This window comes from Falsihalocynthiibacter sp. S25ZX9 (assembly GCF_041205405.1).
GTDB classification, from domain to species: Bacteria; Pseudomonadota; Alphaproteobacteria; order Rhodobacterales; family Rhodobacteraceae; genus Falsihalocynthiibacter; species Falsihalocynthiibacter arcticus.
On sequence record NZ_JBGFCD010000020.1, the window covers coordinates 42,998 to 57,129 of the forward strand.

Here is a 14,132-nt window from a genome sequence, read left to right on the forward strand (position 1 = left end):
CATACTCTCCCGTTGATGCAGGCCGCGAGCCGCTTCAAGTTTGGAACGAGTCTAGAGTCGAATTTTCAACCCTTCAAGCAGTCCGCTTTCCCAAACTAAAGTGGACTGCGATGATTTAGCAAAGCGCAGATTGCCGCATAGCGGTGACGATCCGCACCCCAAAAGGGGTTTTGAGAGTGGGGTTACTGAAGTTTCGAGGTGCCAAAACTGAGGGAGTCAGTGACGGCTTTCACCAGATCTTTTCGGCGCACGGGTTTACTCAGGCGAATATCTTCGGCGCGCAACCCGTTGCCGTGGACGGCGGCCTCGCTGGCATAGCCCGTCATGAAAACGACCGCAAGATTGGGGTAGTCTCCGCGCAATGCTTTTGCGAGGGTGGTGCCCTGAAGGTTTCCGGGCATGACAATATCCGTCAAGAGCAGGTCGAAGGTAGGTTTGTTCTCGAATATTTTAAAAGCCTCATCGCCATTTTCGGCGGCCGTAACCTGAAAGCCTTCCCGTTCTAGCAATTCGCAAATATTATCGCGGACCCCTTTTTCATCTTCCGCCACAAGGATATGTGCTTTCGCCTTTTGGTCTGCAGAAATCTCAATTCTGGGCTTCTCTGGCCGGACACTATCCGACCCTAATGCGTGGAAATAGAGCTTGAAGGTTGTCCCGACACCGGGTTCGGAATAGACCTGAATTGAACCACCCGATTGCTTGATAAATCCCTGAACCATTGGCAATCCCATGCCAGACCCCTCGCCTGGACCTTTCGTCGTAAAGAACGGGTCGAAAATATTCTCCAATGTGGCGCTCGAAATGCCGACCCCCGTATCACTCACCGCCAGCATCACATAGCGGCCAGGTCGAAGGTCTTGATCTTTAGCGCTTATGTAGTCTTGATCAATCCGCACATTCGCGGTTTCAATCGTTAGTTTTCCACCTTCCGGCATCGCATCGCGCGCATTTAGAATGAGGTTAAGCAGGGCGCTGATGGTTGTGCTTTTGTCTGCCTCAACGGGCCAAAGCCCCGCCAGCAAGGAGGTTTCGACCTCAATGTTTTCCGGCAGCGTGCGGCCAATCCAATTGCGCGCGCTGCGCGTAACATCGTTGATATCAAGTACCGTGGGATCAAGGGGCGCCTTGCGGGCAAAGGCCAACATGTTTTGCGTAAGTTCGCCGCCCCGCTCTGTCGCTTCAAGGCAGTTTTCGATCATTTCGCGCAAATCGTCCTGCTGCAAATCCTCCAGCATTATCTCCAAGTTGCCCATGATGATCGCAAGGATATTGTTGAAATCATGCGCAACGCCCCCCGTCAGTTGCCCGATACTTTTTTGCCGCTCCGCCTGTTGCGCAATTTCTGTTTGCCGGCGAGCTTCTTGTTCCGCGCGCACCTCATTCGATACATCCAATGCAATACAATACCACGTTGTTAGACCCATTTTATTCAAATGGGGGCGGCCGCTTACATGGATCCATTTTTCCTCGCCTTGTGGCGTGCGTGCCTTCCACCGTCCAGTCCAAGCCTTTCCTGTAGTTTCGGAACTAAAAATGGCATCTCGAAACTCCTGCGTGTGTTCTGGTGTGAAAATTTTACGGAAACTATCCATGTCATGTTCAATTTCGTGCCCATGCATGCCCCACAATTCAAAACATCCGGGGCTTATGTGCCGTATTATGCCTTTGCGTTCATTATCGAGTTCGAGTTCAAAAAACACACCGGGTACTGCCTCGGCCACAGACTCCAACCATTGCTCGGCCACGCCTCTTTTAAGATCGCTCGCCATGCGACGCTTTGTTTCTGTGACCAACTCTGCGTTTGTTTCCCTCCAATAATTAAGACGAAACCCAGCAACCAATATTCCAAGAAGGGAACTAACAACTGAAATGAAAATAAATCCGAACCAATTGACGGGATTTTCATGGTAGGTCGCTATGTCAATTATGGGAAGTTGGCCGCCATCTAAATAGAGACGTGATATGGCGAAAGTGCCACCCATGGCTGCCGCAAGCGTTAAAAAACCAGGGCGAACACCCCAAACCACAGTTACGACAATCGGTAGGACCGCCAAAAAGGACAAGGTGGGTGCCGCTAGGCCAAACCGGACAACACCCAGAAGGCTAAGCCCAATAAGAACGGCAATCGCAAGCGCAAAAACGTTTAGCATTGGAAAGCGTTTGCGAAGTAGCAATGCGGCTACAAAAAGCATTGCCAACAACGTTTGGATTGCAGGCACAACGCCCCATCCGTACTGATAGAACCGAAGAACCATTACCACAAACCCGAAGAGCGTCACCCACAACATAACACCCACGAATTTCTCAACAACACGCGCTTGCTTTTGTGCAGCTTTTGACGGGTTTAGATCTGGAGTATTCTCTGTGTGATCCATTCGAATACTTCCTTTTCACGGTTTTTTTCAAGGAGACGCTATTATCCCGATTGGGGGCAAACAAAAATCAACAATTCTAGAAACTATTTCAACCGATAGTTGATTGTGCGGCTTTCTGGTCGACACTTATGCCAAGAAACCCCTTTGAATTGATTTATTAACGTCAATTTTCAAAAATGCGGTGATTTTTGACTTTCTAATCGCTGAGGACCCTTGCAAGACGAATGTCGGTATTCGGCAATTGTACCTACTAGGCGCCTCTGCGATGATAGGCTTCGCTTCAGGGAGGCACACGCATGGAAAATCCAACAAAATTCGATCAGAGCCCCCTTTATCGGTGGGTCATTTTGGGCGTGTCGATGGTGATCCTTGCGGTGACGATGGGCCAGCTTGTGAATGGGTTGTCTGTGTATTTCGTGCCCATCGGCGCGACCGAAGGCTGGAGCCGTGGCGAAATCGCTTTGATCAACACGTGTGGGCTTTTGGGGCTTGGGGTTGGCTCGATCCTTATGGGCTATGCTGCCGAACGTTATGGCATCCGCAAGGTTGTGCTCTTTGGCATTGCCGCGACGGGGATTGCGATTACCGTTGCCTCGGGTGCCACGGCACTTTGGCAATTCTATTTGCTCTTTTTCTTGGCGGGGGCGCTGGGCGGCGGGGCAATTTCCGCACCGCTTATGGCACTTGTCGGGAATTGGTTTGTGGTCGGCGCGGGATTGGCAATTGGGTTGGCGTCGGCGGGACAAGCGCTCGGGCAAGGCGGCGTACCGTTCTCGGGAGCATTTCTGATTGAGGCGCTGGGCTGGCGCGGGGCAATGATGGCACAAGGGTTGATTACCTTGGCCGTTTTGTTGCCGCTTGGCATGTTCCTGCGCGACCCACCCGTGATTGCGCATAGTGCCAAACTCTCTGACGAGACTCCGTCCGGCTTGCCGAATAGTGTGATTACCGCGTGGATTTCCTTGGCGGTGATTTTCTGTTGCACTTGTATGGCCGTCCCCCTGATGCACCTTGTTCCGCTTATCCAAGGGCGCGGATTTGAAGCCCCTCAAGCGGGTAGCGTTCTGTTTGTTATGCTGATGGTCGCGATACTTGGCCGCCTAGCGTTTGGCAAACTGACCGACCTTATCGGTGCGATCCCCTCCTACTTTCTCGCGTCTGCATGGCAGACCGTGCTGGTGCTTGGATTTGTGTTTATCGACCGTTTGGATGTGTTTTATCTCTACGCGATGATTTACGGATTTGGCTATGCGGGCGTAATGACAACCATCATTGTCACCACCCGCAATCATACGGCACCCGCCCGCCGCGCGTCTTCCCTTGGGATCATTATGGCGTTCGCTTATGCGGGGCACGGGCTTGGCGGTTGGCAGGGCGGATACTTTTTCGACCTGACGGGCAGCTACCATTGGACCTATGCGAATGCGGCCATCGCGGGCGGCATCAACCTTGCGATTGTTGCCGCTCTTTGGATCACAGTGCGCAGTCGTCCACGCGTGGTGGCTGCGTAACTCAGGCTTCCGTTGGAGCCAGTTGCGCTTCTTTCACGGCGATTTCCGCCATCGCAAGCATTGCTTCGCGCGTTTGTGCGGCGGCGATGAAACGGCCGTTGTGGCAAAAAGTTGCGCCGGCAACACCGGAGGCGGCCTCAAGGTCCGCATTGGTGAGGCCCGCCCAAGACGCGGGCAAATCTGCCCGCAATTCAAAGCCTTCATCGTTAAGGCGGATACCCATCAGCGACCAATCTTTGCCGCGTGGGGTCACAACATACAAAAGGTGATCAGCCCCCGCCTTTTTCACAGCGGAGCGGTAAGGCATGCCCATGGGCAGTTCCAGAATCTTGCTCTCGCCCGCGGCGACGATGGCGGTATGAACAACAGTCTCTGCGCGCAGTTTGGCGGCACTTCTGGCGATCCGAGCCTCTACAAAAACACGGGCCACATTAAGCGCCGTGTGGAAGGCTTCGGTTTCGGCGTCTTGACCCGTCACATCAAACACTGGCTTGAGCGTTTCGAGCAATGCAGAGAGCGTAAGTCCCGCGAGCGGCCCCGCGATGGACGGGCTAAGCGCTCCGTTGTCCACCAAATCGATTGGCAAAACAAAGCCCTTGTCAAACGAGGCAAAAACCAAATCCAAATCCGCTTCAGGCACGCCCGAAGCCATCAAATAATCGCGCCCGTAATGCTTCCAAATCAGGCCAAAAGAGCTGTAGGGTTGTTCGTCGTCCCGCAAGGGGGCATCGCGTTGGTGGTGGTCAAAAATCCGAAGTTCAGCATCGTAGGAGCCACCCACATCATAAATAATTTTGTCTTCGCTTGGGGTAATCCATTCGGGCGCGCGACTGCGCATAATTTCGGCTTCGGGGAAGATCCGCGTCAAAATCACACTTGAGAGCAATTCATCCGCATGGAAACCGCCGGAATGGGTGACAAGGTAAGTTGGGGTCATTTGGAAATCACTTTGCAAGTTTAGAGAGGAGGGCCCGTTGAGCGCCGTAGATAAGCCACATACGGGCAGGAAATCAACAGGGGCCGTGAAAGAAAACTTAGGAACCTTGGTTGCCGAGATCGTGCCCAAACGCGCGGTGGGGCTGGCGTTTTAGTCCCAAAATAGCCCCAATTGAAACGCGCGGTTGCGCCTTTTTCAAGTGGTGCGCAATCTCGGTCCAGTGGCGATCAATCTCAGATTCGGGCGCGGCTGTGGTCCCGTAACGTGCGTGGGTTAAGTTGTGCAAGGCGGCCTCTAAGGCATCACTCTGTTCGAGGTTGTCCACTAGGGAAAGTAGGCGCGTGAGATCGTATGCTTGAGCAGCCTTCCGCGCGCTCCGAAAGGCTGCGTGGGGCGAGTTGTTATAATTCGCCCGTAAACGATGCCTGATCCTCTGAAAGCGAGCGCGGGCAAATCGGGCCCAAAGCAACCAGAGAAGCAAAGCGAGAAGCGGGGCAACAATAAGCGTTCCGATCAAGTTTTTGTCCAATGATCGTTCGACAATATTGGGTTGGGTTATGGCCACTGACAGGCCCGGAAGGTCGACCGTTTCGATGGAGTTGGTTTTGAGATTAAACCACTCAAGCGACAGGTCCGGAAGAACGGCCGTGCCCGCAGTTTGCGCAATGTAAACCACGCGTTCCTCTCGCGTCCCGGACATGACGCCGCGGTTGGAAGTCTCGGTCACCTTGGGGTCTTGCGGGTAAATAGCGACCCCATCAATATCTTCGGACCCCAAGAAGGGCGGTATGAAGAGGGGGGAAGTGCCATCAATTTTGACAATAATTTTGCGCTCAATCGAGTCGCCCACTGCGATGGGGCCTTCTTGCGGCGTAAGGGTTTGGGTGGCGGAGAGGCCCTGCGCAAGGAGCGGTGGGCTGAGGTCCTCAGCGCCTTTGGGCAGCGTGGCGTTTATTGTCAGTTCCGGTATTTTTCCCGTGAAGGTGATTTCTTGATTGGTTTCAGGGGACATATAGAAAAGGGTGACACTTTGGGCGGGAATTTGCGTTTTCCCGGCGACCATTGGGTACATCCGATAGGACCGCGTGATGCCCGACCACGTCGTTCCACTGATGACCTTGCTGGTCGGAGTAGTGGATCGCTCGGGCAGGCGAACAATCATATTTTCGGTCTCAAAGCTCGGAAATATCGGTGGTTTCGGCATGTGTGTTGGCACAAGAACCGTAACGCGCAGCACGAAGGGTTGGCCGACAGTAACGGCCTTTTCTGAAAATTCCGTGGTGATTGTCGGGGTCTGTGCGAAAGCCGCGCTTTGAAATGCCAAGAAAAGGAGCGCGAGAAAACCAGCAAGGAGCGTGCGCATCATGGGTTCCCCTCTGACGTTTCAAGCATAAATCTCGTACGTAGAAAATCGCTCACATCCGTGTCAACGCTGCGCATCCATTGCTCATCCGTCAATGTAGCTGCGGTCTCCTCGCCGCGCTCGATTTGGGTTTCCGCACCCAAGCCGCTTTCGTTGTCAAAAACCGTGTCATCTGCCCCAATGCCCGCCTCTTCGCCTGTATCTGATTGTGATTGCGTGCTTTCCACATAAGCCACGATGGCTTGGGCGACGATCAAATTGTGTTGCGCCGCTTCATTGGTAGGGTCGCGTTCGAGCGCCTTTTTAAAAGCCCGCACACCGTCGCGATATTTTCGATTTCGCAGCAGCGCCATCCCCTCGCCCAAAGCGCCGTCGGACGTTTCAATTCGGGAATAGGCTTCTGTTGCTTCCTCATATTGCCCACTAATAAAGAGCGTATAGGCCCGCCATTCAAGGTCTTGGAAATGGGTTGCAGCCTCGGTGAAATCTTTGTTCGCATAGGCCATTTGCCCCTGCTGGTCCGGAGTGAAAAACCAGTCCTTAAGCCCACTGGCCTGTGCGCTGCGCGGGAAAGGCAGCATGAGCAGCAAGACTACCGCCCATTGCATCGTCCAACCCCGCCGAAACGTAAGTAAAATCAAGAGAGCAACAGGCCACGCCAGAAACCATCCGCGATCATTCCACGCTTGGGTTTCGTCTTCGAGAAGGGCTTTGCGATAGGCCGAAAGTACAGTGCGCTCAATTTGCTTAATATCGGAATCGTCGACGGTCATGTGGACGACGTCGCTATTGGGAATAGACTCTATTTGGGGGACTTTGAGTGTTTCGGGGCCCGCGATAAGGAAAACAACGGGCGAGCGTTCGTCGGCGTTTTCGGTGAATGCGGTCAGATTTGCAGGGTTAAAATCGTCCAACACAAAAAGGATCGCGCCAGGCGTTTCTGCACGGGAAAGTTCCGTTAATGCCAGCGTTAGAGCCGCATCCGCTCGGTCGCCTTCCTTTGGCATGGTGGCCGCCGAAAGGCCTTGCAGGTAGGAGCTTATGATATTCGGATCTTGGGTGAGGGGCGCCACGCGATGGGCGGAACCCGCGTAGGCAATCAGGGCAGTTTGCGCCCCCGAACGTTGTTTTACCAAGTCGATGATTTTGAAACTTGCACGTTGGAGGCGCGAAGGTTGTACATCGGTTTCTTCCATAGACGGTGTCACCTGAAGCGCGACGACAAGCGGGGCGGTCTGCGCCAAAAGAGGGTTTGGCATGCGGCTCCAAGTTGGGCCCGCGACCGCAAGGGTGAGCAAGGCAAGCGCGAGGGCCAGTGTGTCGATCGGATAAAAACGGCGGTCTTCGTTGGCGCCGATCAACAGGGCTTGGGCCAAATGCGGCGCGAGCCCCTCGGTGAGGGCTTGATCGGACTTTTTCTTGGGGCGAATGATCCACCACAAGCCGACGATGACGGGCAGCAATACGAGCCATTCGGGGCGGAGAAAGTGAAAGACCTCAAGCATTTTTCTGCTTTCGTTTCGCTGTGAACACCAACCAAAGGAGGGCAGAAAGGGTAAGGCAGAGAGCAACCCCGAAAGGGATATGTGAAAGCGGTTCGCGCGGTTGGAACTCTGCACTGTCGATGACACGCGGATTCAACGCATCAATGGTGTCGTATATTTCGCGCAACCCCTCGGAGTCGTCGGCAAAATAAAACTGGCCATTCGCGCGATCTGCGATTTGGATGAGAGCCTCGGTATCCACTCGCGCTTCGCCTTCGCCGTCTTCTTTGCCGATGCCGATTGTGTAAATCGAAACGCCCTGACGTGCAGCAATATCGGCGGCGTTGATTGGGCTCATACGGCTGTTTGTGTCGGCGCCGTCGCTGAGGAGAATGACGAGTTTTTGGTCAACATCGCTGCCCTGAAACGTGTTCAGAGCGAGGCCAATTGCATCGCCGATGGCCGTATGTGGCCCCGCCATGCCGACCTGTGTTTGGTTTAAAATTTCCGCCGCCGTTTCGAGGTCTTCGGTGAAGGGCACTTGTAAATAGGCGTCGCTGCCAAAAACGATGAGCGCAATACGGTCACCTTCCCGTTCAGCAATGAAATCCCCCACAACTTGCTTTACGGCATCCAGACGTTGCAGCGGTTTTCCGTCAGAGCCAATGAGGTCGCGTTCATCCATCGACCCCGAAATATCGACGGCAAGAACGACGTCGCGCGCGGAGGTTTCAATCGTGATGGGATCCCCGAGTTTTTCGGGCTGGGCAAGGCCGATCACCATCAAAACCCAAACGAGCGCACTGGCTATAAACTGCAGTTTTGTATGGCTGCGGACAATGGCACCGCTGGAATGGGGCATATCGACGGCTTGTGCCATAGAGCGAAAGAATGGCACGCGTAAGGCGGAGGAGCGTTCCTGATAGGGTGGCGCGAATTTCCAAACCAGCAGAGGGATTGGGAGCAGGAGAAACGCAAGGGGCAGGGCGAAAGATAGCATTATGCCCCTCCTCTTTTTTGTACTTTATGGGAGGTCACCCATTCTTTGGCGCGTGCGGGCAGGTCGCTGGGCATGTGCGCAGATTGATAGGGCGCGTGGATCAATGCGGTACCTGCAGCGGTGTCGGTGAAAAGTGGTTTTCCTGCGGTGCTATCGAGAAAAGCGAGCCAGCTTTCACCGATCAAGCCTGCCACATCTTGCCTTGGGAAGGCCGCCAGTGCCGTTTTCCGCAAGACATTTGCAAGGGCAACGGGATCATCACCCGCGCGTTTGAGAGCGCCGATTGCCGCGCGCCGATAGGCATTTTCGCGTCGGTATTTGAGCCAGTGATTGAGTAGAAACCCAAGGGTCGCGCAAAGTGCAATGCCCAGCCAAATCCAACCGACCGTTTGGGGGAACATAGAGATATCCGCGGGAGCAACAGGCGGAATGAGTTCGTCGTAAAGCTCGGACAGGCTCAGCGTGGAAAGGTCATCGCTCATTTGGGACCCTGGCTTTTCCCCAACAACTTAAGGAGTTGCGGCAGGGTGTCTTGGGAGCAAGTTAAGGGCAAGACTGGCAGGCCAAATTTATGTGCGAAGGTCATCAATTCTGCCAAACGTCCCGTGGTGAACTCCAGCAGTTTCTTTCGGGTTTGTGCTTCGTTGGTTTTAAGCAGGCCTTGAATTTCGCCATCTGATACAACGATTTCGATACCTTCGGGGAGCGCTTTTGAAAACGGATCAGAAATTGAGAAAAGGATCACATCGTTTTTCTGGGAAAGGGTGCGCAGCAGTTTAAATGTCTGTTCGTTCATTCCGTCAAAATCACTAAAAATCAGAACCTGCCCGTTGGTTTTGGCAAGACGGCAGGCCGCTTTGAGGGGCTCATTCAGCGACATCGTGTCAATCGAGGGCCCCTTAGCGTGGAGCGCACAGTTCGCTTTTGCGAGCGTGGCGATGAATTGGCTCAGGGCTTTGGCGTTTGCTTTCGGGCGGAGTTCGGTCATTTCGGTGTCGTTGAAGACAATACCGCCAACACGGTCGGCGTTGGCATGGATGGCTTGCGCGGCGAGGGCGGCGGCCTCGGCGGCGGTGACGGATTTCATGTTGTGTTTGCTGCCGAAAAACATCGACATGCGTTGATCAACGATCAGCAAAACCGAATGGTCGCGCTCTTCTGTATAGACCCGCACATAGGGTTCGCCGGTGCGGGCGGTGACTTTCCAGTCAATTGTGCGCACATCGTCGCCAACGGAATAGTGGCGCAATTCTTCAAAGTTGAGGCCGCGTCCCTTGAGTTTAGACGCATGTTGACCGTTGAGAATACTTTTCGAAGGTTGGGCGGGGAGAAAGGAAATCCCGCGGGCACGGGTCGCAAGCGCCCGTAGATGAGCGGCATCAACATGTATCCGAGGATCAAGTTGCTCTGTCATTACAACCCCTTACGGTAATGCCACGAGCGAGATTACCGTATCAATCACCATGTCGGGGGTGATCCCCTCGCCCTGCGCTTCATAACTCAATGCTATACGGTGGCGCAGCACGTCATGGGTGACGGCTCGCACATCGGCAGGGTCGACATAATCACGTTGAGAAAGCCACGCATGGGCGCGGCCACATTTATCGAGGGCGAGCGAGGCGCGAGGGCTTGCGCCGATTTCGATCCAGCGCGCCAAATCTTCGCTCAACGCGGCGGGTGTTCGGGTCGCGTAAACTAGGTCCGCCATATAGCGTTCCATTGCATCGGAAACGTGGATTTGTGCTATCTCGCTGCGAGCGTCGAAAATGGCGGATTGCGGGATGCTCGCGGGGGCAGCTTTTGCTCCGCCCTTGGGCTGGTTTTTGGCTTGCTCTTCGCGGCGCACAAGGCGGATCACTTCGACTTCGTCCTCAACGGGCGGATAATCGACGCGAACATGCATCATAAAGCGATCCATTTGCGCCTCGGGGAGGGGGTAGGTTCCGTCTTGCTCAATCGGATTCTGCGTCGCCATAACAATAAACAGCGGGGGCATTTTATGGGTGGTACCCGCGACCGTTACTTGGCGTTCTTCCATCGCTTCGAGGAGAGCGGCTTGCACCTTGGCGGGGGCGCGGTTGATCTCGTCAGCGAGAACGATGTTGGCGAAAATCGGACCCTGTTCAAATCGGAATTCCGCGCCGTCTTTGGTTTGGTGATAGACTTCGGTGCCCGTGACGTCTGAAGGCAGCAGGTCAGGTGTGAACTGGATGCGGCCAAACTCGGCCTCAAGGTTATTCGCCATCGCTTTTACCGCGCGCGTCTTGGCCAGTCCTGGGAGGCCTTCGATCAGTAAGTTCCCATCTGCCAGAAGGCCAATAATCAGGCGTTCTACGACAGCCTTTTGACCAATAATGGAATTGCCCATACGGGTCCTGAGGTCTTCAATCTGCTCAAAGGTGTTCATCGCGGAATGTCCTAAGTGAAAAAAGTTCTATTCAAATTTGCGGCGCGTGAGATTTGATATCAGTGGCGCCACAAGAGGTCCCCATTAGACTGGAACAGTTTTCAGGTTTAGTTGCTACCTGAAATTTCGGTAAATCGGTCCATTACGCGCCCAAGAGAGAACGACGCCGCTTTCTGACGTGGCGGGAAACCTTTGACGGTCGCAAAAAATGTTCCAACCAATCATAGTAGGTATTGGATGTACGATAAGAACGCTCATATGGGTCGCGAGGCAGATTGAATATCAAAGGAATACACAACTCTGTCCAAGGTTCGATCCGTGCGCGAAGGGCCGTGTATGCTTTTTGCTCAAGGGAAACGATCTTCCAGCCGCTGCAAGGAACGTTGGTAACCAATTCATGTGGTGCATAATTTCGTTGCGAACTGAACCTGCTTCGATCTTACAGGGCCAGCGAACTATCGAAGGAACGCGCCAGCCACCTTCCCAGTTGGTGTTCTTTTCGCCCAAGAAAGGCGTCATGCTGGCATCTAGCCACGTGTTCATGTGAACGCCGTTATCTGTAGAATAGTGAACGATTGTGTTGTTTGCGGCAATAACGGCTCTCACTGAAAGGGCAAGAGTTGCACTTGCGCCGACCATTCGCCCAAAAATAAAGGGGCCTATAGGTTTATACATCTCATTCTCCCTATAAGTAAGGTGGATGATAACTTGAAATTCTCTTTTTTCCTCAAACACATAGCTAAAATGAATCCGCGGATGTGTTAAGGTCGCAGTCAAACACTACACTTTTTTGGACACATTTCGCTAGAATGTTTTGAAGGAAATATCCCTCCCTACTCCCTGTCGCTGAGGTCTGATTGTAGCTGGCGAAGAAATGTGTCGTTCGGGACGTTTTCAACAGCCCGATTTGCAGCCTCAAGGGCTGCGGGGTAATCCTCAAGGGCGGCATGGATGCGAATAACCATCCCCCAAGCCTGTGTTTGTTGCGGATCAAGCACAACGGCCTCCTCGAATGCGGCCAAAGCAGCATCCATATTGCGGGTCGTGAGGCCAATGCCCCCCAACACCAATTGAGCTTCAGGGAAGTCGGATTTTACGGCGAGGGAGTCTTCCCATTCGCCCATTGCATTGTTCAGATCGTCAGTCATTCGGTCGGGCATCCGCGCAATCCGCATCCCCAAGAAGTTGCGTGCGGCAGCGATGCGGACCGATTTTACGGGATCAGCAAGCATCCCTACAAGGCGTACCGAGCGTTCGGTTTCGGGCGCACCCCTTTGAACTGAAATGGCGCCTTCGCGTACGAGCGGGTCACTGTCTTCTAGTAGGGGTTCGAGGCGGCTTGCGATTTCTGGGTCTGATATGCTCGCCAAAATCTCTAGTGCCGAGGCCCGCACGATGGCGGGGAGCGATTGATACTCGGCAATCTCGATCAGATTTAAAACGTTGCCCGTCGGATTGAGGCGGGCCGAAGCGAAGGTTTGCCCATAGTGGCGTGTGCGGTGTGTACTGTCTGGGAACCATGCCTCAAGCGTTTCGGCGGCCCATTTGGCGGATTTGTCGTCGTGACAATCGTTGCACGCATTCGGCGTTTCGATGCCATAGGTAAGGTCGGGGCGGGGAATACGGAACGAGTGATCGCGGCGTCCGTCGACACCCATGTAGGTGCGCTCAATCATATGACAGTTTTTACACTGCGCGCCATCGCTGCCGTCGGGGTGAAAGGTATGGGATGGATCGTCATATGTTTTGAGAGGGAGGGACACGAAATCAGGATTGCCCGCCTCGGAGTGACATTGTGTGCAAACGGCGTTGCCTTCCGCTTTCAATTCCGCGGTATGTGGATTGTGGCAATTCGTACAGGTCACACCCTTGGCGTTCATCTTGGATTGGAGGAAGGAGCCATAGACATAGACCTCGTCCAAAATCTGCCCGTCGGCATGATAGAGCGTCTCGCGCAACGGACTCAGCCGATAAGCGTCATGAAATCCGGTGCCGGGCAGGGGGTTGCCATCGCCAAACGGCTCGCGACGGGAATGACAGGTCGCGCATTGTTGCACTTCAATCTCGCCCCCTTCGGAGAGGTCGATGGTAAAGCCCGTCGCATCGATTTTGTTCCAGTCCGCCATGTCGAAATCCGAATCCGGCTCTGCCCATTTAACATGCGCTTCGCCTGGGCCGTGACAACTCTCGCAGCCAACCCCAATTTCTGCCTGCGTGCTGGCATAGGTTTTGGTTTCGGCGGAATAGTTTTTTTCAAAACCGGTTGCGTGGCATTCTGCACACCGTGCGTTCCAGTTCTTATAGGGACCGCTCCAATGGTATCCGTCACCCGCTGGTAAATCCTGTGTCGGATATAAGTGGAACCATGTTTGCCCCACTACATCCCATGCAATGTCAAACGACTGTAGGGTTCCTGGCTTGGTCTCAATCAAATACTGCTGCAACGGTGTGATGCCGACGACACCTGTAACGGGATAGGTTGTCATCTTCCCGTCAGGGCCTTCGGTGTCGATCATATAGATGTCGTCATTGCGGTAGAAACGCGTGGCAACGCCTTGGTGTGTAAAGGTCACATCCGAGAAGTCCCCCAGAATGGTTTGGGCATTGGGCTCGGTCCACGCCAAAGCATGGTGCGATCCCTCCCATTCCTCGGCGGCGGATTCATGACAGGTGGCACAAGTTTGGGTGCCAACAAATTCGGGAATAGTTTGCGCGTGTATAGAGTGTGCGCTGAAAGCAAGAACCGCTCCTATAAGAGCCGCTCGGAATAAGAGGTTGGTAAGGGGTGCCCTTAGAGGGAAGTGATGCACGGAGTTCTCCCGAAAATATCTGGCCGTATAATGATTTGCGGGAAAGGTCGCTTTTTGCCTTGGGATTGGCAAGGGATAATCGCGCGGTCAGGTTTGGGTATGTCGACAGGCCTTTCGGATTCGTGACAATTCCGCGAAGCCACACCTTGAGTCTGTGGATAACTGTTGATTTGGAGTGTTTTGGTTGGATTTCTTGCCGTGGTTGTCTGGAATTCGGGTGTTGGTCCGCGATTTTTCACACC

Annotated in this window: 11 protein-coding genes; 1 reads left to right on the top strand and 10 read right to left on the bottom strand. The window is 53.9% G+C overall.

Features of this window, described 5'->3' with window-relative positions; genetic code table 11:
• Positions 1-182: 182 nt before the first annotated feature.
• On the bottom strand, positions 183-2,378 hold the full coding sequence (locus AB9F29_RS18715; RefSeq protein WP_369756782.1) for a response regulator: 2,196 nt from the start codon (positions 2,376-2,378) through the stop codon (positions 183-185).
• Positions 2,379-2,674: 296 nt separating this feature from the next.
• Here AB9F29_RS18715 and AB9F29_RS18720 point away from each other — a divergent pair, with 296 nt between their 5' ends.
• On the top strand, positions 2,675-3,889 hold the full coding sequence (locus AB9F29_RS18720; RefSeq protein ID WP_369756783.1) for an MFS transporter: 1,215 nt from the start codon (positions 2,675-2,677) through the stop codon (positions 3,887-3,889).
• A 1-nt stretch (position 3,890) separates the two neighbouring features.
• Here AB9F29_RS18720 and AB9F29_RS18725 read toward each other — a convergent pair whose 3' ends face one another.
• From AB9F29_RS18725 to AB9F29_RS18765, 9 genes are all read right to left on the bottom strand, one after another.
• The gene (locus tag AB9F29_RS18725; RefSeq protein WP_369756784.1) at positions 3,891-4,826 is read right to left on the bottom strand and encodes an MYG1 family protein; all 936 of its coding nucleotides are present in this window, start codon (positions 4,824-4,826) and stop codon (positions 3,891-3,893) included.
• A gap of 97 nt (positions 4,827-4,923) precedes the next feature.
• On the bottom strand, positions 4,924-6,192 hold the full coding sequence (locus tag AB9F29_RS18730; protein ID WP_369756785.1) for a hypothetical protein: 1,269 nt from the start codon (positions 6,190-6,192) through the stop codon (positions 4,924-4,926).
• Positions 6,189-7,694 carry a VWA domain-containing protein gene (locus tag AB9F29_RS18735; RefSeq protein ID WP_369756787.1) on the bottom strand — a complete coding sequence of 502 codons (1,506 nt, stop codon included), beginning with the start codon at positions 7,692-7,694 and terminating at the stop codon, positions 6,189-6,191. The genes AB9F29_RS18730 and AB9F29_RS18735 overlap by 4 nt, the downstream gene beginning before the upstream one ends.
• Entirely contained in the window at positions 7,687-8,673 is a 987-nt protein-coding gene (locus AB9F29_RS18740) for a VWA domain-containing protein (RefSeq protein ID WP_335586856.1), read from the bottom strand. The genes AB9F29_RS18735 and AB9F29_RS18740 overlap by 8 nt, the downstream gene beginning before the upstream one ends.
• Entirely contained in the window at positions 8,673-9,155 is a 483-nt protein-coding gene (locus AB9F29_RS18745) for a DUF4381 domain-containing protein (RefSeq protein WP_369756788.1), read from the bottom strand. Before AB9F29_RS18745 ends, AB9F29_RS18740 begins: the two co-directional genes overlap by 1 nt.
• Positions 9,152-10,087 carry a DUF58 domain-containing protein gene (locus tag AB9F29_RS18750; RefSeq protein WP_369756789.1) on the bottom strand — a complete coding sequence of 312 codons (936 nt, stop codon included), beginning with the start codon at positions 10,085-10,087 and terminating at the stop codon, positions 9,152-9,154. The genes AB9F29_RS18745 and AB9F29_RS18750 overlap by 4 nt, the downstream gene beginning before the upstream one ends.
• Before the next feature lie 9 nt (positions 10,088-10,096).
• Positions 10,097-11,080, bottom strand: a complete 984-nt coding sequence (locus tag AB9F29_RS18755; RefSeq protein WP_369756790.1) for an AAA family ATPase — start codon at positions 11,078-11,080, stop codon at positions 10,097-10,099.
• A 282-nt stretch (positions 11,081-11,362) separates the two neighbouring features.
• Positions 11,363-11,857 (bottom strand): sulfatase-like hydrolase/transferase, encoded by a 495-nt coding sequence (locus tag AB9F29_RS18760; protein ID WP_369756791.1) that lies wholly within the window; start codon positions 11,855-11,857, stop codon positions 11,363-11,365.
• Between the two features lie 56 nt (positions 11,858-11,913).
• Positions 11,914-13,890 carry a multiheme c-type cytochrome gene (locus tag AB9F29_RS18765; protein ID WP_369756792.1) on the bottom strand — a complete coding sequence of 659 codons (1,977 nt, stop codon included), beginning with the start codon at positions 13,888-13,890 and terminating at the stop codon, positions 11,914-11,916.
• Between the last annotated feature and the right edge of the window lie 242 nt (positions 13,891-14,132).

Excerpts from the sequence above, each read along its gene's own strand:
- AB9F29_RS18715 (WP_369756782.1), bottom strand. The coding sequence starts at position 2,378 with ATGGATCACACAGAGAATACTCCAGATCTAAACCCGTCAAAAGCTGCA.
- AB9F29_RS18720 (WP_369756783.1), top strand. The coding sequence starts at position 2,675 with ATGGAAAATCCAACAAAATTCGATCAGAGCCCCCTTTATCGGTGGGTC.
- AB9F29_RS18725 (WP_369756784.1), bottom strand. The coding sequence starts at position 4,826 with ATGACCCCAACTTACCTTGTCACCCATTCCGGCGGTTTCCATGCGGAT.
- AB9F29_RS18730 (WP_369756785.1), bottom strand. The coding sequence starts at position 6,192 with ATGATGCGCACGCTCCTTGCTGGTTTTCTCGCGCTCCTTTTCTTGGCA.
- AB9F29_RS18735 (WP_369756787.1), bottom strand. The coding sequence starts at position 7,694 with ATGCTTGAGGTCTTTCACTTTCTCCGCCCCGAATGGCTCGTATTGCTG.
- AB9F29_RS18740 (WP_335586856.1), bottom strand. The coding sequence starts at position 8,673 with ATGCTATCTTTCGCCCTGCCCCTTGCGTTTCTCCTGCTCCCAATCCCT.
- AB9F29_RS18745 (WP_369756788.1), bottom strand. The coding sequence starts at position 9,155 with ATGAGCGATGACCTTTCCACGCTGAGCCTGTCCGAGCTTTACGACGAA.
- AB9F29_RS18750 (WP_369756789.1), bottom strand. The coding sequence starts at position 10,087 with ATGACAGAGCAACTTGATCCTCGGATACATGTTGATGCCGCTCATCTA.
- AB9F29_RS18755 (WP_369756790.1), bottom strand. The coding sequence starts at position 11,080 with ATGAACACCTTTGAGCAGATTGAAGACCTCAGGACCCGTATGGGCAAT.